The organism is Acinetobacter sp. YH12058, assembly GCF_013419805.1.
GTDB lineage: Bacteria > Pseudomonadota > Gammaproteobacteria > Pseudomonadales > Moraxellaceae > Acinetobacter > Acinetobacter towneri.
Window position 1 is genome coordinate 89,949 of sequence record NZ_VOZL01000005.1, and the last position, 21,416, is coordinate 111,364.

The 21,416-nt window shown below is 41.8% G+C and carries 27 protein-coding genes; 1 reads left to right on the forward strand and 26 read right to left on the reverse strand.

The features are described from left to right. Positions 1 to 57 precede the first annotated feature (57 nt). Positions 58 to 963 carry a lysine exporter LysO family protein gene (locus FTU09_RS05165; RefSeq protein ID WP_004976767.1) on the forward strand — a complete coding sequence of 302 codons (906 nt, stop codon included), beginning with the start codon at positions 58 to 60 and terminating at the stop codon, positions 961 to 963. Positions 964 to 1,084: 121 nt separating this feature from the next. Here FTU09_RS05165 and pyrF read toward each other — a convergent pair whose 3' ends face one another. The 26 genes from pyrF to rsmG form a co-directional block, all read right to left on the reverse strand. Next, complete coding sequence (gene pyrF, locus FTU09_RS05170) at positions 1,085 to 1,765, reverse strand: orotidine-5'-phosphate decarboxylase (RefSeq protein WP_178867766.1); 681 nt, start codon at positions 1,763 to 1,765, stop codon at positions 1,085 to 1,087. Positions 1,766 to 1,947: 182 nt separating this feature from the next. Further along, positions 1,948 to 2,313: a lipopolysaccharide assembly protein LapA domain-containing protein gene (locus FTU09_RS05175; RefSeq protein ID WP_004976771.1), complete on the reverse strand. Its 366-nt coding sequence runs from the start codon at positions 2,311 to 2,313 to the stop codon at positions 1,948 to 1,950. A 17-nt stretch (positions 2,314 to 2,330) separates the two neighbouring features. Further along, a complete protein-coding gene (locus FTU09_RS05180; RefSeq protein WP_004976773.1) occupies positions 2,331 to 2,636 on the reverse strand; it encodes an integration host factor subunit beta in 306 nt (101 codons plus the stop codon). Positions 2,637 to 2,795: 159 nt separating this feature from the next. After that, on the reverse strand, positions 2,796 to 4,472 hold the full coding sequence (gene rpsA / locus FTU09_RS05185) for a 30S ribosomal protein S1 (protein WP_004976774.1): 1,677 nt from the start codon (positions 4,470 to 4,472) through the stop codon (positions 2,796 to 2,798). A gap of 119 nt (positions 4,473 to 4,591) precedes the next feature. After that, entirely contained in the window at positions 4,592 to 5,284 is a 693-nt protein-coding gene (cmk, locus tag FTU09_RS05190) for a (d)CMP kinase (protein ID WP_180079685.1), read from the reverse strand. 16 nt (positions 5,285 to 5,300) lie between these two features. Further along, positions 5,301 to 5,732, reverse strand: coding sequence for an SRPBCC family protein (locus FTU09_RS05195; protein ID WP_004976780.1), 432 nt, complete (start codon positions 5,730 to 5,732; stop codon positions 5,301 to 5,303). A gap of 65 nt (positions 5,733 to 5,797) precedes the next feature. Continuing rightward, entirely contained in the window at positions 5,798 to 6,325 is a 528-nt protein-coding gene (gene tadA / locus FTU09_RS05200; protein WP_136144582.1) for a tRNA adenosine(34) deaminase TadA, read from the reverse strand. 27 nt (positions 6,326 to 6,352) lie between these two features. Next, positions 6,353 to 7,474, reverse strand: coding sequence for an enoyl-CoA hydratase/isomerase family protein (locus FTU09_RS05205; protein WP_180079686.1), 1,122 nt, complete (start codon positions 7,472 to 7,474; stop codon positions 6,353 to 6,355). After that, positions 7,471 to 8,184 carry a uracil-DNA glycosylase gene (ung, locus tag FTU09_RS05210; protein ID WP_004976786.1) on the reverse strand — a complete coding sequence of 238 codons (714 nt, stop codon included), beginning with the start codon at positions 8,182 to 8,184 and terminating at the stop codon, positions 7,471 to 7,473. The genes FTU09_RS05205 and ung overlap by 4 nt, the downstream gene beginning before the upstream one ends. A gap of 37 nt (positions 8,185 to 8,221) precedes the next feature. Then, on the reverse strand, positions 8,222 to 8,818 hold the full coding sequence (locus tag FTU09_RS05215; RefSeq protein ID WP_104851897.1) for a 6-carboxytetrahydropterin synthase: 597 nt from the start codon (positions 8,816 to 8,818) through the stop codon (positions 8,222 to 8,224). Positions 8,819 to 9,000: 182 nt separating this feature from the next. Further along, positions 9,001 to 9,984: a type II secretion system minor pseudopilin GspK gene (gene gspK / locus FTU09_RS05220; protein WP_180079688.1), complete on the reverse strand. Its 984-nt coding sequence runs from the start codon at positions 9,982 to 9,984 to the stop codon at positions 9,001 to 9,003. 13 nt (positions 9,985 to 9,997) lie between these two features. Continuing rightward, on the reverse strand, positions 9,998 to 10,621 hold the full coding sequence (gene gspJ, locus FTU09_RS05225) for a type II secretion system minor pseudopilin GspJ (protein ID WP_004976791.1): 624 nt from the start codon (positions 10,619 to 10,621) through the stop codon (positions 9,998 to 10,000). Further along, positions 10,618 to 10,998, reverse strand: coding sequence for a type II secretion system minor pseudopilin GspI (gene gspI / locus FTU09_RS05230; protein ID WP_004976793.1), 381 nt, complete (start codon positions 10,996 to 10,998; stop codon positions 10,618 to 10,620). Before gspI ends, gspJ begins: the two co-directional genes overlap by 4 nt. Next, on the reverse strand, positions 10,988 to 11,539 hold the full coding sequence (locus FTU09_RS05235; protein WP_178318413.1) for a prepilin-type N-terminal cleavage/methylation domain-containing protein: 552 nt from the start codon (positions 11,537 to 11,539) through the stop codon (positions 10,988 to 10,990). The genes gspI and FTU09_RS05235 overlap by 11 nt, the downstream gene beginning before the upstream one ends. Positions 11,540 to 11,545: 6 nt before the next feature. Continuing rightward, on the reverse strand, positions 11,546 to 12,160 hold the full coding sequence (locus FTU09_RS05240) for a TetR/AcrR family transcriptional regulator (protein WP_096901168.1): 615 nt from the start codon (positions 12,158 to 12,160) through the stop codon (positions 11,546 to 11,548). 93 nt (positions 12,161 to 12,253) lie between these two features. Next, positions 12,254 to 13,027, reverse strand: a complete 774-nt coding sequence (locus tag FTU09_RS05245; protein ID WP_154320797.1) for a TatD family hydrolase — start codon at positions 13,025 to 13,027, stop codon at positions 12,254 to 12,256. Positions 13,028 to 13,051: 24 nt separating this feature from the next. After that, positions 13,052 to 13,393 carry a PilZ domain-containing protein gene (locus FTU09_RS05250; protein WP_026438361.1) on the reverse strand — a complete coding sequence of 114 codons (342 nt, stop codon included), beginning with the start codon at positions 13,391 to 13,393 and terminating at the stop codon, positions 13,052 to 13,054. A gap of 10 nt (positions 13,394 to 13,403) precedes the next feature. Then, positions 13,404 to 14,393: a DNA polymerase III subunit delta' C-terminal domain-containing protein gene (locus tag FTU09_RS05255; protein ID WP_180079690.1), complete on the reverse strand. Its 990-nt coding sequence runs from the start codon at positions 14,391 to 14,393 to the stop codon at positions 13,404 to 13,406. Positions 14,394 to 14,407: 14 nt separating this feature from the next. Further along, positions 14,408 to 15,169 carry a 3-deoxy-manno-octulosonate cytidylyltransferase gene (gene kdsB / locus FTU09_RS05260; protein WP_004976805.1) on the reverse strand — a complete coding sequence of 254 codons (762 nt, stop codon included), beginning with the start codon at positions 15,167 to 15,169 and terminating at the stop codon, positions 14,408 to 14,410. Positions 15,170 to 15,180: 11 nt separating this feature from the next. After that, a complete protein-coding gene (lpxK, locus tag FTU09_RS05265; RefSeq protein ID WP_131261483.1) occupies positions 15,181 to 16,194 on the reverse strand; it encodes a tetraacyldisaccharide 4'-kinase in 1,014 nt (337 codons plus the stop codon). Positions 16,195 to 16,197: 3 nt separating this feature from the next. Beyond that, positions 16,198 to 17,925 carry a lipid A export permease/ATP-binding protein MsbA gene (msbA, locus tag FTU09_RS05270; RefSeq protein WP_180079692.1) on the reverse strand — a complete coding sequence of 576 codons (1,728 nt, stop codon included), beginning with the start codon at positions 17,923 to 17,925 and terminating at the stop codon, positions 16,198 to 16,200. Next, positions 17,925 to 18,347, reverse strand: a complete 423-nt coding sequence (locus FTU09_RS05275) for a biopolymer transporter ExbD (protein ID WP_004976812.1) — start codon at positions 18,345 to 18,347, stop codon at positions 17,925 to 17,927. Before FTU09_RS05275 ends, msbA begins: the two co-directional genes overlap by 1 nt. A 9-nt stretch (positions 18,348 to 18,356) precedes the next feature. Beyond that, entirely contained in the window at positions 18,357 to 19,004 is a 648-nt protein-coding gene (locus FTU09_RS05280; RefSeq protein WP_004976814.1) for a MotA/TolQ/ExbB proton channel family protein, read from the reverse strand. A gap of 31 nt (positions 19,005 to 19,035) precedes the next feature. After that, entirely contained in the window at positions 19,036 to 19,923 is an 888-nt protein-coding gene (locus FTU09_RS05285) for a ParB/RepB/Spo0J family partition protein (RefSeq protein ID WP_180079694.1), read from the reverse strand. Further along, on the reverse strand, positions 19,920 to 20,702 hold the full coding sequence (locus FTU09_RS05290) for a ParA family protein (protein ID WP_096901175.1): 783 nt from the start codon (positions 20,700 to 20,702) through the stop codon (positions 19,920 to 19,922). The genes FTU09_RS05285 and FTU09_RS05290 overlap by 4 nt, the downstream gene beginning before the upstream one ends. Before the next feature lie 22 nt (positions 20,703 to 20,724). Continuing rightward, positions 20,725 to 21,357, reverse strand: coding sequence for a 16S rRNA (guanine(527)-N(7))-methyltransferase RsmG (gene rsmG, locus FTU09_RS05295; protein ID WP_131261485.1), 633 nt, complete (start codon positions 21,355 to 21,357; stop codon positions 20,725 to 20,727). Positions 21,358 to 21,416: the final 59 nt, after the last annotated feature.

Genomic DNA, 21,416 nt, shown 5'->3' on the forward strand with positions numbered 1-21,416 from the left:
TTAAAAGCAAACTGGCATAATCAACAGGTTTTTATCTAACTCCCACCTGTTGATCTCATGCAATCTCTTTGGCTGATTTTCCAATTACTCTGCTGTTTATGTCTAGGCTTTGTACTGGCAAAACGCCTCCCTCGAATAATCGAAAAAATTGCGTTTCAACTGCTTCCATATTTTAGCTATATCCTGCTAATTGCAATTGCGATGGAATTTTCACAAACGCTCGGTTCACTACAGCAGCCATCGCATATTCTATCTACAGCTTTACAGATTGCATTTGCTACATCAATTGGTGCTTTTCTGTGTTGTTATTTGCTTTACAAAGGTTTGGGGCTGCAAGCAACGCAAGGCAAAGTTTCATTACAGTTGTTGATTCAATCCTGCATCAACATCAGTTATGCCTTTTTTGCACTTTTGGCAGGCTACGTGCTGCATCTACTTTTTAGTGCTATGGATTTCCAAGTTCAGATCAACACTTGGTATTTACTGTTGCTGTTTATGTGGATGATTGGACTCGATCTCGCTTATTCGCCTTTAGATCGTTCTTGGCTGAATTGGAAAATTTTAATGGTGCCCGTAGGCTGTATTTTCGGTTCAGTTGCAGGGGTACTACTTTGCGCACTTTGGCTCCCCATCGCTCTACAAGATTTGCTTATGCTCTCACAAGGTTATGGATTTTATTCCATGAGCGGGATTGTGGTGTCGGAACTTCGCAATGCCGAATTGGGTAGTATTGCGTTAATGAATGATTTATTCAGAGAGATTTTTGCGATATTGCTGATGTATATTTTGGGATGGCGTTATCCACGTGCTGCAATTTCTGCCGCAGGCGCAACTGCCATGGACGTCACTTTGCCCATGGTAAAACAAGCCTGTGGCAACGATTTTATTCCACATGCCATGGTCAGTGGATTTGTATTGTCAATCCTTGCACCCATTGCTGTAAGTGTATTGGCTGCTATTTAAAAAGAATCAACAATTGTCCTCTCTCCCTCTGGGAGAGAGTTGGAGAGAGGGTTTGCGCTCTATTTAGGCGAGAGTTAGAGCGAGGGCTTATCTCCCTTTTAGAGAGTCAGCGATAGTAAAATTAAAGCGTCGCTAAAATATCTTTCAAAGTCTGACGTGGATTTTCAGATTTTGTAATTGGACGACCAATCACCAAATGCGTAGAACCATCCAGCATAGCTTGTTTGGGAGTCACAATACGTTTTTGATCATCGGCATTTGAGCCTTCAGGACGAATCCCTGGAGTTACTAAGGCAAAATTCTGCCCTAAGATTTCACGCAACATTTTGGCTTCTTGCGCAGAACACACCACACCATCTAAACCACTTTCTTGAGTGAGTTTAGCTAAACGCTGAACTTGCTCAAAAGGCTCAATATCTAAACCTAAATCTTTTAAATCTTCACGCCCCATAGAGGTTAGTACAGTCACTGCAATCAGTTGAGTCTGATAATTCCCTGCTTTTAAACGCTCCACACAGGTTTCCATCATTTTACGACCACCTGAGGCATGCACGTTGACCATCCATACGCCTAAATCTGCTGCAGCACATACAGCCTGAGCCGTTGTATTTGGAATATCGTGAAATTTCAAATCTAGAAAAACCTCAAAACCTTTGTCATGCAAGGCTTTCACGACTGCAGGACCTTCATGGGTAAATAACTCTTTACCAACTTTTACTCGACATAATGCAGGGTCTAATTGTTCTGCAATGGTTAAGGCGTCATATTGGCTTTTAGCATCGAGGGCAACAATGATACTCAAGAGAATTACCTATGGATTTGACAAAGAGTCGCTATTATAAAGTGATTCGTGCCAAGCAGATAGTCAAAAAGACAGCTTATCCCCCATCGCAGCGATAATCAGCCATTCGTCAAAGGCACACATAAAAAAACACCCCAAGATAACCTTGAGGTGTTGATGATCAATTCGCTCAACAGAGCAAATTAAAGTGCATTAGAAGAACGATCTTCAGTATGCACATCTAATACCGTTTTTTCATGACGAGTATGCGCAGCAGCTTCAGCAGCAGCCAGTTGAGCTGCATGAATTTGCTCTTTGCGTAGGTATTCAATATCTTTACGTAGTCGCTTAATTTCCCAACTATTTTGGAATACACGGAAAACCTGCACGCCCAACAATAACCCTAGCACCAAACCAAGTGCCAATGTAATCAGTAGCAATAGACCCAAACGCATTGCAGGCACTTGAGTAAATAACAGGTCAACTGAAAGTTCAGTGCCGTTTTGCAAAACCAATGCAAGAGAATATCCAAATAGAATAACTAAAATAGCGACTAGAACGTAACGCATAAACACCCCTAGGAATTTTATTTATTTACAGACTCGTTTACTGCATCACGTAGTGCTTTACCTGGTTTAAAGTGCGGTACAGCTTTAGCCGCAACTTCTACAGACTTACCTGTTTTTGGGTTACGACCTACACGTGGTTCACGGTGATGCAATGCAAAACTACCGAATCCACGAATTTCAATTCGGTTATCTGCCGATAGTGATGCAATCATTTGATCAATCATGATCTTCACAGCTTCTTCCACCAATGGCTCAGCCAAATGTGGATTTTTCAAAGCAATTCGTTCTATCAAGTCAGACTTATTAAGTGCTTCAGTAGTCATCTGCGACCTCTTTAATTATCAAGCTACTTTTACCTAAACTGATAATAACCTGTTTAAATACAAAACGGTAGCGTAATAATTGAATACTACGCTACCGTTTACAGTATTTGTGTAAAAAGTATGTGCTAATTTACATTAACCATACAGTTTACCCGCAACTTAGTTGCCCATTTGAGCTTTGATCAAGTCACCAATTGTCTTAGGACCATTGTCTTGACCGCTAGTTGCAGTTTTCAAGTTAGCAACAGCTTCTTTCTCTTCAGCTTCGTCTTTCGCTTTGATAGACAAGTTGATAGAGCGAGATTTACGGTCTACGTTGATGATTTTCGCTTCAACTTCTTGACCAACTTCCAAGAACTTAGTTGCATCTTCAACGCGATCACGGTTGATTTCAGATGCTTTAAGTGTTGCTTCAACTTCGTCAGCTAACTTAACAGTTGCGCCACGAGCATCAACAGCAGTTACAGTACCTTTAACCAAAGCACCACGTTCGTTAGCAGCTAAGAAATCGTTGAATGGATCGCTGTTCAATTGCTTGATACCAAGGCTGATACGGTTGCCTTCAGCGTCTACAGAAAGGATAACCGCTTCAACAGTGTCACCTTTCTTGTAACGACGAATAGCTTCTTCGCCTTGCTCGTTCCAAGAAATGTCAGACAAGTGAACTAGGCCATCGATACCGCCTGGTAAACCGATGAAGATACCGAAGTCAGTGATTGACTTGATTGTACCTGAAACTTTTTCACCTTTGTCGTGGTTCTTAGCAAACTCTTCCCATGGGTTAGCACGAGTTTGTTTGATACCAAGAGAAATACGACGACGCTCTTCGTCCACTTCAAGAACCATAACGTCAACTTCGTCACCAATCTGAACAACTTTAGATGGGTGGATGTTTTTGTTAGTGTGGTCCATTTCTGAAACGTGTACTAAACCTTCAACGCCTTCAGCGATTTCTGCGAAACAGCCGTAGTCAGTTAAGTTTGTTACGCGAGCTTTAACGATAGAACCTTTAGGATAACGGCTCATGATCGCTAACCATGGATCTTCGCCTAATTGCTTAAGACCTAAAGATACGCGGTTACGCTCTTTGTCAAATTTAAGTACTTTAACAGTAACTTCTTGACCCACTTCAACCACTTCTGATGGATGCTTGATACGTTTCCAAGCCATGTCAGTGATGTGAAGAAGACCGTCAATACCGCCAAGGTCAACGAATGCACCGTAGTCAGTAAGGTTCTTAATCGTACCAGTAACAGTTTGACCTTCTTCAAGCTGAGCAAGAAGCGCTTCACGGTCAGCTGAAGATTCAGCTTCCATAACTGCACGACGAGATACAACAACGTTGTTACGTTTAGCATCAAGTTTGATAACTTTGAACTCTAACTCTTTACCTTCAAGGTGAGTTGTGTCACGGATAGGACGAGTGTCTACCAAAGAACCTGGTAAGAACGCACGAACTGGACCGATGTCTACAGTGAAACCGCCTTTAACTTTACCAGAGATAACACCAGTAACGATTTCGCCGTCTTCAAAGATTTTTTCAAGTTTAGTCCAAGTTTCAGCACGTTTCGCTTTTTCACGTGATAAAACAGTTTGGCCCATACCGTTGTCAAGTGCTTCAACAACAACATCAACGGTGTCACCAACTTGAACTTCAAGTTCGCGTTGTTCGTTTAAGAATTCAGCGCGGTCAACAACGCCTTCTGATTTAAGGCCAGTATCAACTGTTACCCAGTCAGAGTCGATGCTTACTACAACGCCTTGGATGACAGCACCCTTTTCAACGTTGAGGTTTAATTCGCTTTCTTCAAAGAGGGCTGCAAAAGATTCGGTCATGATATACCTGATAAAGTCAGCGGTCTTGGATCAGACAAGGCCGGTTTAGTTAAGCGTCTACATAGTCCGTATAGAACTGATCAAGCTATGCGTTCGCTGAATAGGTTTATTTCACGCGGTTAAGCGCGGCAAATAGCAAGCTTCTGATCGACATAAGCTGTCATTAATGCAAATACTTCATCAATGTTCAACTCAGAACTATCAATGATGTAAGCATCTTCTGCAGGCTTGAGCGGAGCAACTGTGCGCTCCATGTCTCGTTTGTCGCGAGCCTGTATATTCGCTAAAATGTCGCTTATTTTAGCATCCAGCCCCATACCCTGCAACTGTTTTACACGTCTTTGTGCACGTGACTCTGCCGAAGCAGTTAAATAAATTTTAGCCTGCGCATTTGGGAAAATACTGGTCGCCATATCGCGTCCATCTGCAACCAAGCCCGGTGCTTGGGCAAAGGCATGCTGACGTGCAAGTAATGCTGTGCGCAATTCAGGTACTGCCGCAACTTTTGAGGCATATTCCCCCACACGTTCGGTACGTATGGTTTGCGTGACATCTTCACCATCAAGCAACACTTGTGTGCCATCTGGCTGGGTCACAAATTGAATATTGAGCTGTGTTGCAATGGCAACGCATTGACTCAGTTCAGTATCAAGTTGATCTAGCAAATTCTGCTTATGTAACGCCAAACCCAACAAACGATACAACGCACCAGAGTCGAGCAAATGAAACTGATAATGTGCTGCCAATTTTGCCGCGAGTGTGCCTTTACCTGAACCGCTAGGGCCATCAATGGTTATAATTTGAACCGTCATGCTGTTTCCGAAATGATTAAAGAGATTTTGCGAGTTTGGATAAACCAATTTTAATTGCAGTTTTCAATTGCGCAAGAATAGCTTTACTCACAAATGGAACACGCGCTTGTAGCTCAATGCGATACGTGACCAAGGTTTTGTGATCTGCCACTTGCTGAAATTCAATGGTACCCAAATGATGTTTGATCAATGGATTTTTAATGATTTTATATTCAATCCGCTGATTCGGTTCAAGCACGGTAATTTGCTCTTGCAAAGGTTTAATTGGCCCAATCCCCATACGACGCACCGAACCCACCCCATCTGGACGTTCAGGATCGGCAGAATCTTTAATGCGTACCACTTGCATTGGTGCAAATGCGATATTATAAGTTGCATGTTTAGAAAGTAATTCAAATACTTGCGCAACTGGCGCATTAAATTCTTTTTTAATTTGAATAGCGTGCATAGTTTGCCCTGATGATGAATGCTGTGTTGTATTTGATTTAGTTTAACGCAAATCAAGCCTAAAACTCAGAACTGGTTTTGATCATGAAGGTCATTTATCAACAGTTGCTGTTTTTGTTGTTTCTTTTGCGCCCGGCGCAGCTTAAAAAAGTCGCTCAATTGGGCTGAACATTGCTGTTCTAAACAACCTGATTGATACTCAAAAATATGATTGTAATAACCCGACTCTAAAAGCTTTCTGGCACTGATCAATGAGCCAGCTTTGGGTTCAGTTGCTCCAAACACTACTCGTTTAATTCGCGCGTGAATGAGCGCACCCACACACATGGTACAAGGCTCCAGTGTGACATAAAGCGTGGCATCTTCAGGTAAACGATAATTTTGAATATGATCACATGCTGCACGGATTGCCACAATTTCGGCATGTGCGGTTGCGTCGTGTAAGGAAATAGGCGCGTTATAACCCGCGCCAATCACTTGATTTTGACTAACGATGACAGCCCCCACAGGAATTTCCCCCTGTGCTGCAGCCAAAGCAGCCTGCGCATAGGCAAGCTGCATCCAGTCTTCATCACTATAGTTCTGTTCTGACATTTAAATATGAGTAAAAATCAATACGAATTAAATAATCTCGTATTGTTTCAATAAATCATTCCAGCTTTCAATGCTCGTCACAGGTGGATTGTCTGCAAAAATGGTTTTGAGCTGCACTGGCCCATTTTGCTGCCAAGCTGGTGCAAGGTCTTTATCGACCAAACGTGCGCGCACACCTTCGACAAAATCTGCGTGGCGAATTTTCCAGTCTGAAATTTGCGTTTCCAGTTCAAACACTTCATTCCAAGCGTGAACCTTCTTACCCCATTGCCATAGTAACCACGTTAAAGCTGCTGTGGTTGGTGAACCTTTTTGCAAGTTTTCACTGGCTTGACGTAACCAATCGCTACGTGCATCGCTTAGACCAATGATGGATTCATAATCACTTTCAAAACTCACACCACGGCACACGCTTTGAATCACATCCAAAGAATTCTGTAGCGGCCCAGGCCCTACAGGACGGTGCATGCTGTTCAAGGTATCATCAATGGCACGGAAGTCACCTGCAGGGTAATGATTCCAGTCAATATTAATGACTTTTTCTAATACAGAAGCGCGTTGTGCATCACAAATATGGGTTGCCCAACCAATACCATACGCACCTGCAGCAGTCATAATTGAACCCGTTAAACCTGTGAACAAGCCAATCGCACCACGGTCAGCCAAGAAACGAGTTGCCCCTACATCTGGGTATAAACCAATGTTAATTTCTGGCATAGCTAAACGTGAATACGGTGTCACCAAACGGAATGGTGCAGCCATAAATAGACCTAAGCCACCACCCATGACATAACCTTCACCCCACACTAAAACAGGCTTGGCATAGTTATGTAGCAACAAGTCCAACGCATATTCTTGCTCAAAGAATTTATTGGCAGTTGCAACCTCATCATTAATGACAAGCTGACGTAATTTACGCACATCACCGCCTGCACAAAATGCTTTTGGTGTGGTCGAATCTAGCCAAATTGCTTTTACGCTATCATCGGTATGAAAGTCTTCAAATACTGCCAATAATGCAGAAACAATAGATTCATCTAAAGCATGCAAAGATTTTGGGCGATTCAAACGTACAATGCGCCAACCGTTATTTGCTTCTTCGACAATTAAATCCAGATGATATTCTTTAGAAATGGGAGAATGTGTCATGCGTCCAGCTGCCAGTCTATAGGCTCAATGCCATTTTGTTTAAGATAATTATTTGATTTTGAAAATACTTTACATCCAAAAAAACCACCGCGGTTTGCTGCCAATGGGGATGGATGCGCTGCCTTCAAAATCAGATGTTTATTTGGATCTATACGTTGTCCTTTACGTTGTGCATACGCGCCCCACAAAATAAACACAATATGCTCACGTTGTTGATTTAACACATCAATCACATGATCTGTAAAATCTTCCCAACCCTGCTTTTGGTGCGAGGTTGGTTGTCCTGCTTCTACCGTTAACACGCTGTTGAGCAGCAATACCCCTTGCTCTGCCCAATGGGTTAAATCACCGTGTCTTGGAATAGGCACACCTAAATCTGTATGTAACTCATGGAAAATATTACGCAAAGATGGTGGCAATGCAACCCCTCTTTGTACAGAAAAACTAAGTCCATGTGCCTGATTAGGTCCATGATAAGGGTCTTGCCCAATAATCACGACTTTCACCTGATTTAAAGGCGTGGTATTTAGAGCATTAAATATCAGTGAACTTGGTGGATAAATCACCTTATTCTGTTGTTTTTCCTGCAACAAAAAATCGCGTAGCGCATCCATTTGTGGACTCAATAAAAATTCAGCTAGATTGTATTTCCAACTCTCATCTAACTGAACTTTATTTAAGCTCGCATATTGCTGCTCAGTAAAAGACATACCGCTATCAATCCTTGTTGATGTCTAATGATGTGATTTAAAGTTTAACTTGTAACTCGACATTCGGGTTTTGGAATGTCATCCCCTGTTTTAATTTTTCATACATTTGTGGGTCTGACCACTCTGTCTGTACTTGCTCAGAGAAATGAATTTGATCCAGACTTAGCAATCCCATCTGCGCATTTTCAATATCTTCCAAAAAGCTTTGTGCATAGCCTGTATCAGTTTCATGTACAATCACAGAATAGACCTCTACATCACCTTCCCCATTTTGTGTGATGGTTGATGCCAAAACTTGTTGTGCCAAATAAAAGAAAATACGTGAAAACTGCTCTGCTGATGGCGATACTGGTAAAGATACCCAACGTGCGCTGAACGTTTTGCAGGCTTGAATATATGCAGGGTCATCCTGCTCCCAAAAACAAATGGCATGATCGAAGGCATCAAATAATTCTTTGATTACACCTTTAAGCAAACCAAAGTCATACACCATTTGTCCATGATCAAGTTTTGAAGCTTTCAGTAATAATTCTACTTTATAGCTATGACCATGAATCGAGCGCTTACAGCGGTCTGAAGTGCAATTACGCACAATATGCGCATTTTCAAACTTAAATAACTTTCGAATTAACATGGGTCTTAACGTCATCAAAATATTTGGGGGATATTCTTTTTAATTATAATGCAAAACGTGAACAATAAGCCAATTTTAGTCCGCAGATTGCCAGACAAAAATCGTAATGATCAGTTTCAGTACAGATATGCAATGCATTTGCATCCGAATAACAGCAACTAAGTCAAGGTTAATGCTAATACTTAAAATGGCGCCAGACTTCGCCCACTGACATTGACAGATTTTTCGCTACGCACCAAATCACTGCTAAATTGACGTTTGCGCTCGCCCAATACCACTTCAATTTTGGCTTTAAAATAATGGGATTGCACACCCAATAAACTTGTAAATTCATTGCGTATCGCGCTATCGACAGCTTGAAAGCCATCTAACTCCCACAAAGCATTTACATTGCTAAAGTGCTCTAAATTGGCATTACGATGATCAAGTAGATTTTGCACAGCAACCACATCCAATTTTTCATCAAAGCTCGCCAAAACTAAAGCAGGTGCGGTATTAATATTGATAGTGGTATCTCGTTTTGGCAAGGCACTCACATAAGGTGCAATTTGCTGATACTTCGCACCTTCAAAACCACGGACTTGTTTTAATTCTTCCGCACTATGAAACAAGCTATTGGGCGGTAAATAAGGAATTGGCAAACCTTGGTAATAACTCGACTCTGCACCCATAGCACCACTCGGTTCATCATCTGCATCTTGCCAATCAATCACAGCTTCACTTAATTGCGCAGGTAGCCCAACACGCTGCAATAATTTTTCAAAATATTTTTTTGCTTTTTCGTTTACTTGATCTTCGGTTGTCAGCAAACTATTTAAATTAAATTTCCCTGACTCATCTTGCAGCACGCCCGATACATAACCATCTTCGACTGGAAATGGCGGCATCGGTTTTGCCCAGTTCTCTTGTAAGTGATCAACTTGGCCTGCATTTTCAGCATCATCTTGCAGTAATTCTGCAAAAAATACTTCAGCACTTTTGGCATATAACAATGCCTGATTTTGACGCATCAAATAGGCGGTATTTTCACTGGTGTACATTTGCCGCTTGGCAATGGTCGCTGCCAAAATCGTAGCTAAGGCAACCAACATCAAAATCGTAATCAAGGCGATGCCTTGTTGTGATTTGATGATGCTACCTAAGCGCTGAGTCGATTTTGAATACATTGCCACTGTGCCTTTAATTGTCTTTCTTCTTTAAAAAATCAGTCTGCAATAAGCTAAATATCCATTCGTATTGCACGTCACGCACGGTTAAATTTATTTTTATTCCTTTCGGGAGTAGCCTTAATTGTTCAGTTTGCTGCGAATCGACACTGCTTTCAGGCCAACTGCTCAATTCATTTGGATTCAAAACCATAATCTCAAAGGCTTCGACTTCATCCAACATCACGCTCGACTCAGGCTGATCATTGCCCGTTTGATGCAAATTACGATATTTTAAACGATACAATTTTTTTTCATCGGCACGATATTGATATTCTACGCGCTCATGGGGTGAAATACCCTGCTGCAAGGGATCGGTCACACCAGTTTTACTGAAATTAAAACGTCCATTTTGTAAAACCAAAGCAGGTTGTTGCTGCCCTTTGACATTGGCCGTTAATGGAACAGCCTGCATCGTGTCACGTAATATTTGTTGATAGCTTTCTTGCAACTGTTCTAGATTGGCTTCATGCATCGCATTGCGATCTTTGACTTTGGCGAGATAATCAAATACTTTCCAACCCAAAGCAGACAGCACTGCAAAAATTGCAATAGCGACTAGCAACTCAACTAAAGTGAAGCCTTTCTTTGTACTCATGATTGCTGCTCACGGGCATTAAAAAACACCAAAGAAGTCACTCCTGCTTCAACTTGTCCTGTGTCTTGATTATATAAACTGATTTGAAGATCGACACGTTGCACATTCGGACTAATGGTTGGCTGTGTGGACTTGTCAATTTGCCATGTTTCGCCCTGTTGTGTCACTTGCTTTGACTCTGTTCCACTTAACCATTGCCGATTCATTTCCATCAATGCCACTTCATTCAAAGCCACAAATTGTGCTTTGGTTCTTAAAATTGCATTGGCGGTGGATTGGGTATATTGCATCGCCACTTTGGTCATTGCCATAGCTGCTGTTGCAAAAATTGCCAAAGCCACCATAACTTCAAGTAGTGTAAATCCTTTAGCTTTCATGGATTTTTCCTAAATGATCGACCTCTATTTCCGCACCCACAGGACGCTGTTCTAAATAGAACTGAATACGCACAGGTTTGGCTTCACCATTGCCCAGCCAAATCAGTGCAGGCACATTACCTTGCAACAACTCACTGTTGTTAGCATTTGGATAGCTTTGTTCTAAAGATAAAATTTGGATAGAAACTTGTTCAGGTAAAGTTCTTCTTTTAAATTCGCTATAGCTTTGCCATTTTTGATTATTTTGTAGGCTTAATTGTTGTTCTGTGGCATAAGGCTGATATTCCAACACATCATAACGCGCAGGCGAAACATCGGTTGCTTGATGCAAATTGAGTGCAAAAATACGCGCTTGATCATTGGCTTCACGATTCAGCTTACGTAAATCCAATAAAAACACTTCCCGCGCCTGCATAGCTTTACGCTGATCGACACCGCCAATATTCATTAAAACCAGCGATGCCATAATCGCCATAATGACTATCACCACCATCAATTCAATGAGCGTAAAACCGCGAACCGAAGACAGTGGTGTGTTCATAGCGTATTAATTCAATTGCTCGAAAGATTGTGCTTGTTTGGGCATCGCCAACGCTTGATCGATATAGGCCACACGTAAAGTATCCCGCGAACCTAAATAACGCTGATAGAAACTTGAGTTTAAAATGGCTGCCGCACCATGCGTAAGTGCCCAAATTGAAGCCAGATAATCACGCACTTCCATCTGACTATTAATAGATTCCAAATATTGTTCAGTCATACGGATAATGATGCGTAATCGGCTTTTACGAACCTGATATAGTTCACTAAACAACAAGCCAATGCCAACACCCGTTGTAGAAAGGCGTTCTTCAATTTGATGAAAAAGCACAGTACGTTCAGGATGATGTAAGTGATGCAGCATAAAAAATGCTAGATGTTCAGGAAACTGTTTTTCCGCATCTTTAATCATTTCTAGCAACATGCGCTCATTACGAATAATAAGCAACATATAGAGTTCATCTTTACTTTGAAAGTGTTTATATAGAGTACCTTTGGCCAAATCCAGTTCTGCTGCCAAAGCATCAAGGGTCATTCCTGCTTCACCATTTTCCAAAAGCAACTGCTCTGCCACTTGGAAAATTAACGTTTCTCTTGCTCGAAACTGAGCCTGACGATCCATCTTCACCCGATAAACTCTCTTTTCACTATTCAATCAATGGAAATTTTTAATATCACCAGAACATTAAATTTTTGCATCATTCCACTATGCAAATTAATGTCCTTTGAGCAGGTTTTCAAAGTTTTGTGTTGTTATGAAAGCCATTTCCTCTAAGGACTTATCATATACATCACTTAGGGCTTTGGCTACATACGGAACGTATTTTGGCTCATTTGTCTTACCGCGATATGGCACAGGTGCCAAATATGGACTATCAGTTTCAATTAAGACACGGTCTAAAGGTACTTGCTTAGCCACATCACGTAAATCTTGCGCATTTTTAAAGGAAACAATGCCTGAAAACGACACATAATAACCACAATCTAAGACCGCTTTGGCGGTTGCCCAGTCTTCAGTAAAGCAATGTAATACACCATGCGTCGATTTTTCTGCACGGATAATATCTACCGTATCTTGCTTAGCAGCACGGGTATGTACCACCACAGGTTTTTTTACAGCTTGTGACGCATGAATATGCCGTGCAAAACAGGCTTTTTGCTCTGCGACAAAATCGGTACTGTGAAAATAGTCCAAACCTGTTTCGCCCAAAGCCCAGACTTTGTCTGCTTGTGCCAAAGCAATCAGTTGCTCGGTGGTGGCGCGTGCCATATTTTCAGCATTTTCACAAGGATGCACACCCACGCTATAACCGACATCGGCATGACGTGCTGCAATTTTTGACAATGCAATATGATCGTCTAAATCGACAGAGATACCCATAATTTTAGACACACCCGCTAGGCGTGCCTGTGCAATTGCTGCATCTAAGTCACCATCATAAAGGCTTAAATCCAGCATCGTTAAATGACAATGTGTATCTACAAACACGATTTTTTCCTAAAAGCAAACAACCTACATAGTGTAACTGTTACGGTTGTCAGACTTAAGCCCCGCAAGGATTCTTTCGGCTTCAGATTTGTAATAAACGCCTTTTTCACCGCTCAGTTGAATGCCAAAGCCCTGCAATTTGATGCCGTTTTGCTTTTGCGAAATCCAGATGACTTTTCCTGTAAGTGGAATTTTTTGTGATTGTTCAGGCAAAGTTGCAAGCACGAAGATTTCTTCACCCATTTTTACAGGTTGTTTTGAGGGTACAAATAAGCCACCGCCAACAACGTATGGCATATAACTTAAATATAGCGTTTCGACATCAGGAATATTGGCCTGAATAATACCGCCCATACGTGGTTGCATCATGTTCCCCTTAAATATTCATTAACTTAACACATAATTGATCAAGCACCAGATTACTTTGCACGTTTTGCTCAAGCATTGGCTTGGCTTGCTGTAATTCTGCATATAAACCAAACAGACTTTCTAAGTCATATTGTTCAGCCAAATGCTGCAAAGCGGTGCTTAAATCCAAATTTTTAATGCTTTGATTTAGCTTGACACAAATTAAATCACACAACAAGTATTCAAACATCTGACTAAAATCAGTAAAGCTCAGCGCCTTGTTCCACTTGGTTGCGATTGCCATCGGCATATTTTTTTGCGTCACCAGTTTATACCAGTCTTTCAGAAAATCTGTACGCTGTTCCAGCCATTCTGCCTGTGCCAACTGCAAAGCCTGCAATGGCATTTGATTAGACAAATTCATCAACAATTGCTGTTTGTTCGCATCTAAATCGGGCAAATGCTGCTGCAAATATGCCGTAGCCTGTGCAGCATCAATACGGTCTAAAGCAAAATGCTGCAAACGGCTACGAATGGTTGCAGGTAATTTAAGATAATGATCTGCCAGCAAAATAATCACGATGCGATCACCCGGTTCTTCGAGGGTTTTCAGCAACGCATTGGAAGATGCAATATTTAAGGCTTCAGCAGGTTCAATCACAATCACCCGCCAGCCATCTACCGTTTGCTGGACAAAAGGTAATAAATCACGGATCTTCTCGATCTTAATTTTCGCGTTTTGCTTTTTATTCTCTTCATCGGTACTGATATAGACATAATTCGGATGTGTATCTGATTTTAACCACTGACAACTGCTACATTCACCACAAGGCTGTGACTGCACATCACGCTGTTGGCATAAAATCCAAGCCACAAATTGCTGTGCAAAGGCTTCTTTACCACAACCCTGTTTGCCAAAAAACAATAAACCATGCCCCATTTTGGGAAATCGCCCTGTCAGGTTTTCCCAAACTTGTTGCTGCCAAGGATATACTTGTCCAATTACATCACGTTGCATGGTCGGTGATTCACTTACTCAAAATGGGCAATATCCATTGCATTTAAACGGTCTAAGTCTGCTTGGGTATCTACACCCGGTGGTAAATTGGCTTCTGCAACTGCAATGGCAATACGATGTCCATTTTCCAAGACACGCAATTGCTCTAGGCTTTCCAGCTTTTCCAATGTTCCCATTTCCCAAGTCACATATTCTTGCAGCAATTCCACACGGTACGCATACAAACCTAAATGGCGATACGCATGTGCATGCAATTGTGGTGTCGCTGCTTTCGCACCATCACGGTCATAAGGAATCGTGGCACGGCTAAAATACAAAGCCTGATTGTGTTTAGACATGACCACTTTAACAATGCTGTCGCGAGTAAATTCATCTAGTTGCTGAATCGGCTCACATAGCGTAGACATCGAGCATTCAGGTTGAGCTTCTAACAACTGCGCCACTTGTTGCACCAATTGCGCAGGCAAAAGTGGCTCATCGCCCTGCACATTGACGATAATATCGTTTTTATCCCAACCTTTAATGCGCGCCACTTCACTTAAACGATCTGTACCTGATGGATGGTCTGCCGAAGTCAGCACTACATCTACACCTTCGGCACGGCATAATTCTGCAATACGAGCATCATCGGTCGCCACACACAAGTCATCAAAACCTGCCACTTTTTTTGCCTGATCAACCACACGTAAAATCATGGCACGACCATGAATTTCCAGTAAAGGTTTGCCTGGCAGGCGTGAACTAGCATAACGTGCAGGGATAACAATGTGCTTCATAATTTTCCTTATCATGGTCTTTCAGGCAGGTTTAAACCCAATTGTTTCAATTGTTGATGTAAGGTGACATAGCAGGCCGATGACAATACTGCATCTACAGGTACAACCCAAATTTCACGCTGAAAATCTGGATATTGTTTTAACAGAGGCAATAACTTTACTGCATCTTTTTCTGTGGTAATAATCGGTTGCGAATCTTCAAACTGCAAATCGGTAATTTCATAGTCATGATGGTCTGGAAACTCATGACATTGAAATTGGGTCACACCCATCGACTCTAAAGTTTTATAAAACCGCTCAGGAAAGCCAATGCCCACGACAGCATAAAAATTTTGGGTCGGATCAAAAATTAATTCTTGTGCGGGATGCAATAAGTATGGCGCTGCAACGGCCAAATGCATATTTAATTCAGAACTCGGTTGCGCTGCATGTTCAATCACCGTGGCATGCTCTAATCGAGATTTTGGTTCACGCAAATAACCTTCGGGCAATATTTTCTCGTTACCCAAACCACGATTATTATCTAAAACAATCCATTCCAATTGACGGTTTAAAGCCAAATGCTGCAAACCATCATCACTAATAATTAAATCCAATTCATGCTGTGCAAGTAACAATTCAATACTTTTTTGACGATTTGGCCCCACAGCCATCGGTACGCCTGTAGATTGCACAATCAAAGTCGGTTCATCGCCCACTACGTCAACATTAGCGTCAATGCTGACATAGGCTGGAAATGGGCCTTTTCCGCCATAACCACGGCTAATCACGCCAACACGAACATCTAAACTTTGTAGATATTTGACCAAGTGAATCAGCAAAGGGGTTTTGCCGCTGCCACCCACAGTAATATTGCCAATCACCATCACAGGTACGGGCGCGGTATAAGCGGTTTTAATACCTGAACGATATAAATTTTGATTGAGCAAACTCACGCCACGGTACAATAAAGACAAGGGCCTAAGCACAACTAGCCATTTGGCCTGTTGCTGCCAAGCGTCCTGAATAAATTGTGCCAAAGACATGAATTAATGTTCCTCGAAGTTACGCTGATGCAACTGAAAGTACGCGCCTTTTTGCGCCATGAGTTCCTGATGAGCACCTTGTTCTAAAATACGTCCCTGATCCATCACTACAATACGGTCAGCATTTTCGATGGTAGATAAACGGTGTGCAATGACAATGGTGGTACGGTCTTGCATAGCCGCATCAAATGCACGTTGAATAAAGTATTCAGATTCATTGTCTAAAGCACTGGTGGCTTCATCTAAAATTAAAATTGGTGCATTTTTTAAGATTGCACGTGCAATGGCAATACGTTGTCGCTGACCACCAGACAAATTCAAACCTTGCGCACCTAATGCTGTGTCGTAGCCTTGCGGTAAAGCCATAATAAAGTCATGTGCATAAGCCGCTTTGGCTGCAGCAATCACTGCTTCATCACTCGCACCTTCAAGCTGACCATAGGCAATATTTTCACGCACCGTACGGTTAAACAATACCACTTGCTGATTGACCATAGCAATTTGTGAACGCAGGCTATTCAGCTCAATGTCACGAATATCCTGCTGATCAAACAAAATTTGCCCTGAAGATACTTCCTGAAAACGTACCAACAGATTGACCAATGAGGTTTTACCCGCACCTGAACGCCCAACTAAAGCCACAGTTTCACCTGCTTTGACATCCAGATTAAAATCATGAATGGCATGATGCCCATCGGAATACACCAAATTCACATTCTTAAATTGCAAATTACCTTTTAAGTCTGGTGTAAGCGTCCCGTGATTATCTTCTTCAGGCATATCGAGCAATTCAAAAACCGAATGCGCTGCTGCCAAACCGCGTTGTAATTTTTCATTAATATCGGTAAGGGCTTTAATTGGTTTGCTCAACATACCTGCGGCAGTAATGTAGGCTACAAACTCGCCTGCTGAAATATCACGTAGAATTTCTGGGCGTAAGGCAATCCAGATAATAATTGCCAAAGCAATGGACATAATGAACTGCACCACAGGGCTGTTCAATTGCTGCACTGCCACCATCTTTAAACCACGACGCAGGTTTTCTAAAGAGTTTTCTTTAAATCGGCTTTGTTCATAGGTCTGACCACCAAAACCTTTGACGACCAAATTACCATTCACCGTTTCTTGCACCACGTGGTTTACATCCCCCATGGTGTCTTGTACTTGAATAGATAAACGACGCATGCGTTTTGCAGCTTTACGAATCAGCAAGCCAATTAATGGGCCAAATACCAAAATACAGAGGGTCAAACGCCAGTTGGTATACAGCAAATAGCCGAGCAAGCCGAGTGTAATCAAACCCTGTTGTACCAATGTACGCAGCGATTCTGTAGATGCAGCGGTCAACTGCTCTACGTTATACATAATTTTGGCAGTAATGTGCCCACTGGTATTATCTAAGTAATACTGTGCAGGTAAACGCAGCAATTTAGCAAAGACTTCCTGACGGATATTGAATACCAAATTACGTGAAATCACTGCGGTATAGTAACCGCCAATAAAAGTTCCCAAACCACGGAAAAACATCAGTGCAATGACTAATAGCGGAAATAGTGTGGTGAAAGATTGGTCACGCTCCTGAATGGCATTAATAATTTTTTCCAAGAGTTTTGCCACAGATACTTCTGTGGCTGCATTAATGGCGAAACCGATAATCACCAAGATTGCCAAGCCCCAAAATGGGAGCAAATATCTCAGAAGACGGCGATAGACCTGTAAATCCTTCTTCACTAATAACCTCGAGTTGGGACTTTCGTACTGATATTGATGTTGACGAAACCAAGTTGTCCTGCGACATCCATCACTCGAATCACATCTTGATGAGTGGCTTTGGCATCTGCAGCAATGATAAACATTAAATCACGTCGATCTTGAGAAATTTGTTTAATTGCTGTGCTTAAATCTGCCACTTCCTTAGTCGAAAGTGCCTGACCATTGACAGAATAATGCCCTGAAGAATCTACCACGACTTCAATTTTATGTTCATAAGATTTTGGTGGTACGCCTTGCGCATCTGGCAAAGTTAAATTCATACGGCTAAATTGGTTAAATGTGGTCGAAAGCAACAAAAACACCAAGATGAACAGTAAACAGTCAATCATTGGAGTCAGGTTAATATGAATATCTTCAACTTGCGAGCGTTTGAATTTCATAAACTCACCTTAGCTTACTTTTTTCACATCTTGCACATCCGCATCAAGCTGATGAGGTTGACTCTGATGAAATAATCCTGCGTGAAACAAAGTCGCTTGCTGCTCTAACTCAGCAGTATATTCTTGCACCAAACGCTGAAAATAACGATAGGCAAATAAGGCTGGAATTGCAATTAACATACCTGCAGCAGTGGTAATTAAGGCTTTAGAAATCCCTGGAATCATTAAGGTTGGATTACTTGCACCCACATCAATCACTAAAAATGATTCAATAATCCCAAGCACTGTACCCAATAAACCCAATAATGGCGCAACTGCACTGAGCGTACCCAAGAAGTTGATATTTTTTTCTAAATAACCAATTTCTTGTGAAGCTGTCGCTTCCATTTGTGCACGCGCATAGTGTTCTGATTGTTGTTTGTTACGCGCACCCGCCTCAAAAATACGGCCTAATGTACTGTTTTTTAAGTTGGCACTTTGATTCAGTTGTTGCAACACAGTCGCTAAACTTTGCCCGCGGTTGAGCAACAACGCATTGGGCAAAATACCTGCTCTCTTTAAACGCATAAAACGCTCAATGGTAATTGCAACGGTAAATACCGAGCACAATACCAACGGCAGCATCAGCCAGCCACCTGCTTTTACCAATTCCCACATTCGCTTTTCCCCAATAAAATACGAATTAAAATTAATCGGACAGGCAAATATTTAAAATACCATCCAGCTCTTCCAGAGAGTGATAACTGATGGTCAATTTGCCCTTACCTTGCTTGTTATAATCAATTTTAACATCTGCACTAAAACGCTCAGAAAGACGTTGCGTGAGTTGTTGAATATCAGGCGCAATAGCCGTTTTCGGCTTATCTTGTTTTGGCGCATTAAAGTCACGTACCAACTGTTCGGTTTGACGTACCGATAAATTCTTTTCAATTACATGCTGCGCGACTTTGAGCTGATCTTTAGCTTTCAAAGTTAAAATAGCACGTGCATGCCCCATATCTAGCAAGCCTTGCTGCATCAACTCTTTAACAGGCTCAGCCAAAGTGAGTAAACGCAATAAATTACTGACCGTGGTACGTGCTTTACCTACTGTTTCGGCAATTTCCTGATGACTCAAGCCAAACTCATCGTGAAAGCGTTGTAACGCCATTGCCTGATCAATTGGGTTGAGGTCTTGACGCTGAATGTTTTCAATTAATGCCAAAGCAATCGCGACCTGATCGGTCAAATCACGCACAATTGCAGGAATTTCAGTTAAACCTGCCAACTGTGCAGCACGCCAGCGACGCTCACCTGCAATAATTTCATAAGGATGTTGTTCGTCATCTATCGGACGAATCACAATTGGCTGCATTACACCATGTTTTTCAATAGATGCCGCCAATTCCTGTAAATCTTGCTCTTGAATAAAGCGACGCGGTTGATATTCACCACGTTTTAATAAATTGACATCAATTTGTTTGAGCTGACCATGATCTAAAGATTGCACTTCAAGTTGTAATTTTTCTTTCTGGATTGACCCCAATAAGGCATCCAAACCACGACCTTTGGCTAATCCGCGTTTTTTTGTGGTCATGCTTTACTTCCTTTTTTCACTTTGCTTTTTTTCAACATTTCAGCTGCTAAATTCAGGTAGGCAACTGCACCCTTCGAGCTTTTTTCAAAATAAATGACGGGTAAACCGTGTGCAGGTGCTTCTGCCAAGCGTACATTACGCGGAATCACGGTATCGTATAATTTTTTACCAAAATAGTGCGATAATTCTTCAGACACGTCACGGGTTAAGGCATTGCGCGCATCATACATGGTGCGTAATACACCAATAATTTCTAAATCAGGATTGAGTGCTTGTTGAATACGGTCAATGGTTTGCGTCAGGTCAGCCAAACCTTCAAGTGCATAATATTCGCACTGCATTGGAATGATTACACTTTGCACTGCTGCTAAAGCGTTTACTGTAATTAAGCTTAAACTTGGTGCACAGTCGACAATAATATAATCAAAGTCTTTGGCAACTTCTTGCAAGGCATTGCGCAAAATAAACTCACGCCCCTCTTGCTCAGCAATCACCAATTCAACCCCAGCCAAATCACGATTGGCACCCAAAACTTTATAACCAACTTCTGCCTTGCTAATTGCAGTTTCAATCGGCACTTCGCCCAACAATACATCGGTCACTGAATACAGCAAATCATTTTTTTGAATGCCTGAACCCATGGTGGCATTGCCTTGTGAGTCCATATCGACCAATAAAATGCGCTTTTTCAAAACAGCCAAAGATGCTGCCAAATTTACTGCGGTTGTGGTTTTTCCGACACCACCTTTTTGGTTCGCAATCGCAATAATTTGTGCCATGATCACCCCAGTCCTTTGAAAATTAGATACGTTTTAATAAAAGTAAATGACGTTGTTCGTCTAAGCGCGGAACTTTAAGCTCGATAATTTCACAGCTGAATTCATCTTTCAATGCCTCTACTTCATCGGCAGGAATCAAACCTTTCATAGATGCAATAATACTTTGCTCATGCATAAATGGTTTTGACGCGGCTACAAAGTCAGTTAAAGATGCAAAAGCACGACTGGTAATTACATCAAACTGACCTAACTCGCGGATGCTGTCTTCATTTTCAACACGGGTCTGAACTGCCACGACGTTTTTCAGTTTTAAATCGGCAATAAACTGTTTTAAGAAACGAATCTTTTTACCATTCGAGTCCAATAACACGCAATCGCGCTCAGGCTGACACAAGGCAATAATCATGCCCGGCATACCACCGCCAGTACCAATATCCAGTAAACGACCTGCAGGCAAATCTTTGAGGATGCTCAGACTATCTAGCAAATGCTTCACTAGCATTTCTTTCGGGTCACGAATTGCAGTGAGGTTGTACGCTTTGTTCCATAGCACCAAAGCATCTTGGTATTTGAGTAATAAATTTAAAGCCTCATCACTGAGCTCTAAACCTAAAGCCTGACTACCTTGCTTGAGTTCCTGAAAAAACGAATGCATCACAATTCACATCTCGAAAAAGTTAATGGAAGTATACCGATTTATAGTTGCAGTCATAG

Coding starts and splice junctions, on each gene's coding strand:
- FTU09_RS05165 (WP_004976767.1), top strand. CDS start 58: ATGCAATCTCTTTGGCTGATTTTCCAATTACTCTGCTGTTTATGTCTA.
- FTU09_RS05175 (WP_004976771.1), bottom strand. CDS start 2,313: ATGCGTTACGTTCTAGTCGCTATTTTAGTTATTCTATTTGGATATTCT.
- FTU09_RS05180 (WP_004976773.1), bottom strand. CDS start 2,636: ATGACTACTGAAGCACTTAATAAGTCTGACTTGATAGAACGAATTGCT.
- rpsA (WP_004976774.1), bottom strand. CDS start 4,472: ATGACCGAATCTTTTGCAGCCCTCTTTGAAGAAAGCGAATTAAACCTC.
- cmk (WP_180079685.1), bottom strand. CDS start 5,284: ATGACGGTTCAAATTATAACCATTGATGGCCCTAGCGGTTCAGGTAAA.
- FTU09_RS05195 (WP_004976780.1), bottom strand. CDS start 5,732: ATGCACGCTATTCAAATTAAAAAAGAATTTAATGCGCCAGTTGCGCAA.
- tadA (WP_136144582.1), bottom strand. CDS start 6,325: ATGTCAGAACAGAACTATAGTGATGAAGACTGGATGCAGCTTGCCTAT.
- FTU09_RS05205 (WP_180079686.1), bottom strand. CDS start 7,474: ATGACACATTCTCCCATTTCTAAAGAATATCATCTGGATTTAATTGTC.
- ung (WP_004976786.1), bottom strand. CDS start 8,184: ATGTCTTTTACTGAGCAGCAATATGCGAGCTTAAATAAAGTTCAGTTA.
- FTU09_RS05215 (WP_104851897.1), bottom strand. CDS start 8,818: ATGTTAATTCGAAAGTTATTTAAGTTTGAAAATGCGCATATTGTGCGT.
- gspK (WP_180079688.1), bottom strand. CDS start 9,984: ATGTATTCAAAATCGACTCAGCGCTTAGGTAGCATCATCAAATCACAA.
- gspJ (WP_004976791.1), bottom strand. CDS start 10,621: ATGAGTACAAAGAAAGGCTTCACTTTAGTTGAGTTGCTAGTCGCTATT.
- gspI (WP_004976793.1), bottom strand. CDS start 10,998: ATGAAAGCTAAAGGATTTACACTACTTGAAGTTATGGTGGCTTTGGCA.
- FTU09_RS05235 (WP_178318413.1), bottom strand. CDS start 11,539: ATGAACACACCACTGTCTTCGGTTCGCGGTTTTACGCTCATTGAATTG.
- FTU09_RS05240 (WP_096901168.1), bottom strand. CDS start 12,160: ATGGATCGTCAGGCTCAGTTTCGAGCAAGAGAAACGTTAATTTTCCAA.
- FTU09_RS05250 (WP_026438361.1), bottom strand. CDS start 13,393: ATGCAACCACGTATGGGCGGTATTATTCAGGCCAATATTCCTGATGTC.
- FTU09_RS05255 (WP_180079690.1), bottom strand. CDS start 14,393: ATGCAACGTGATGTAATTGGACAAGTATATCCTTGGCAGCAACAAGTT.
- kdsB (WP_004976805.1), bottom strand. CDS start 15,169: ATGAAGCACATTGTTATCCCTGCACGTTATGCTAGTTCACGCCTGCCA.
- lpxK (WP_131261483.1), bottom strand. CDS start 16,194: ATGTCTTTGGCACAATTTATTCAGGACGCTTGGCAGCAACAGGCCAAA.
- FTU09_RS05275 (WP_004976812.1), bottom strand. CDS start 18,347: ATGAAATTCAAACGCTCGCAAGTTGAAGATATTCATATTAACCTGACT.
- FTU09_RS05280 (WP_004976814.1), bottom strand. CDS start 19,004: ATGTGGGAATTGGTAAAAGCAGGTGGCTGGCTGATGCTGCCGTTGGTA.
- FTU09_RS05285 (WP_180079694.1), bottom strand. CDS start 19,923: ATGACCACAAAAAAACGCGGATTAGCCAAAGGTCGTGGTTTGGATGCC.
- FTU09_RS05290 (WP_096901175.1), bottom strand. CDS start 20,702: ATGGCACAAATTATTGCGATTGCGAACCAAAAAGGTGGTGTCGGAAAA.
- rsmG (WP_131261485.1), bottom strand. CDS start 21,357: ATGCATTCGTTTTTTCAGGAACTCAAGCAAGGTAGTCAGGCTTTAGGT.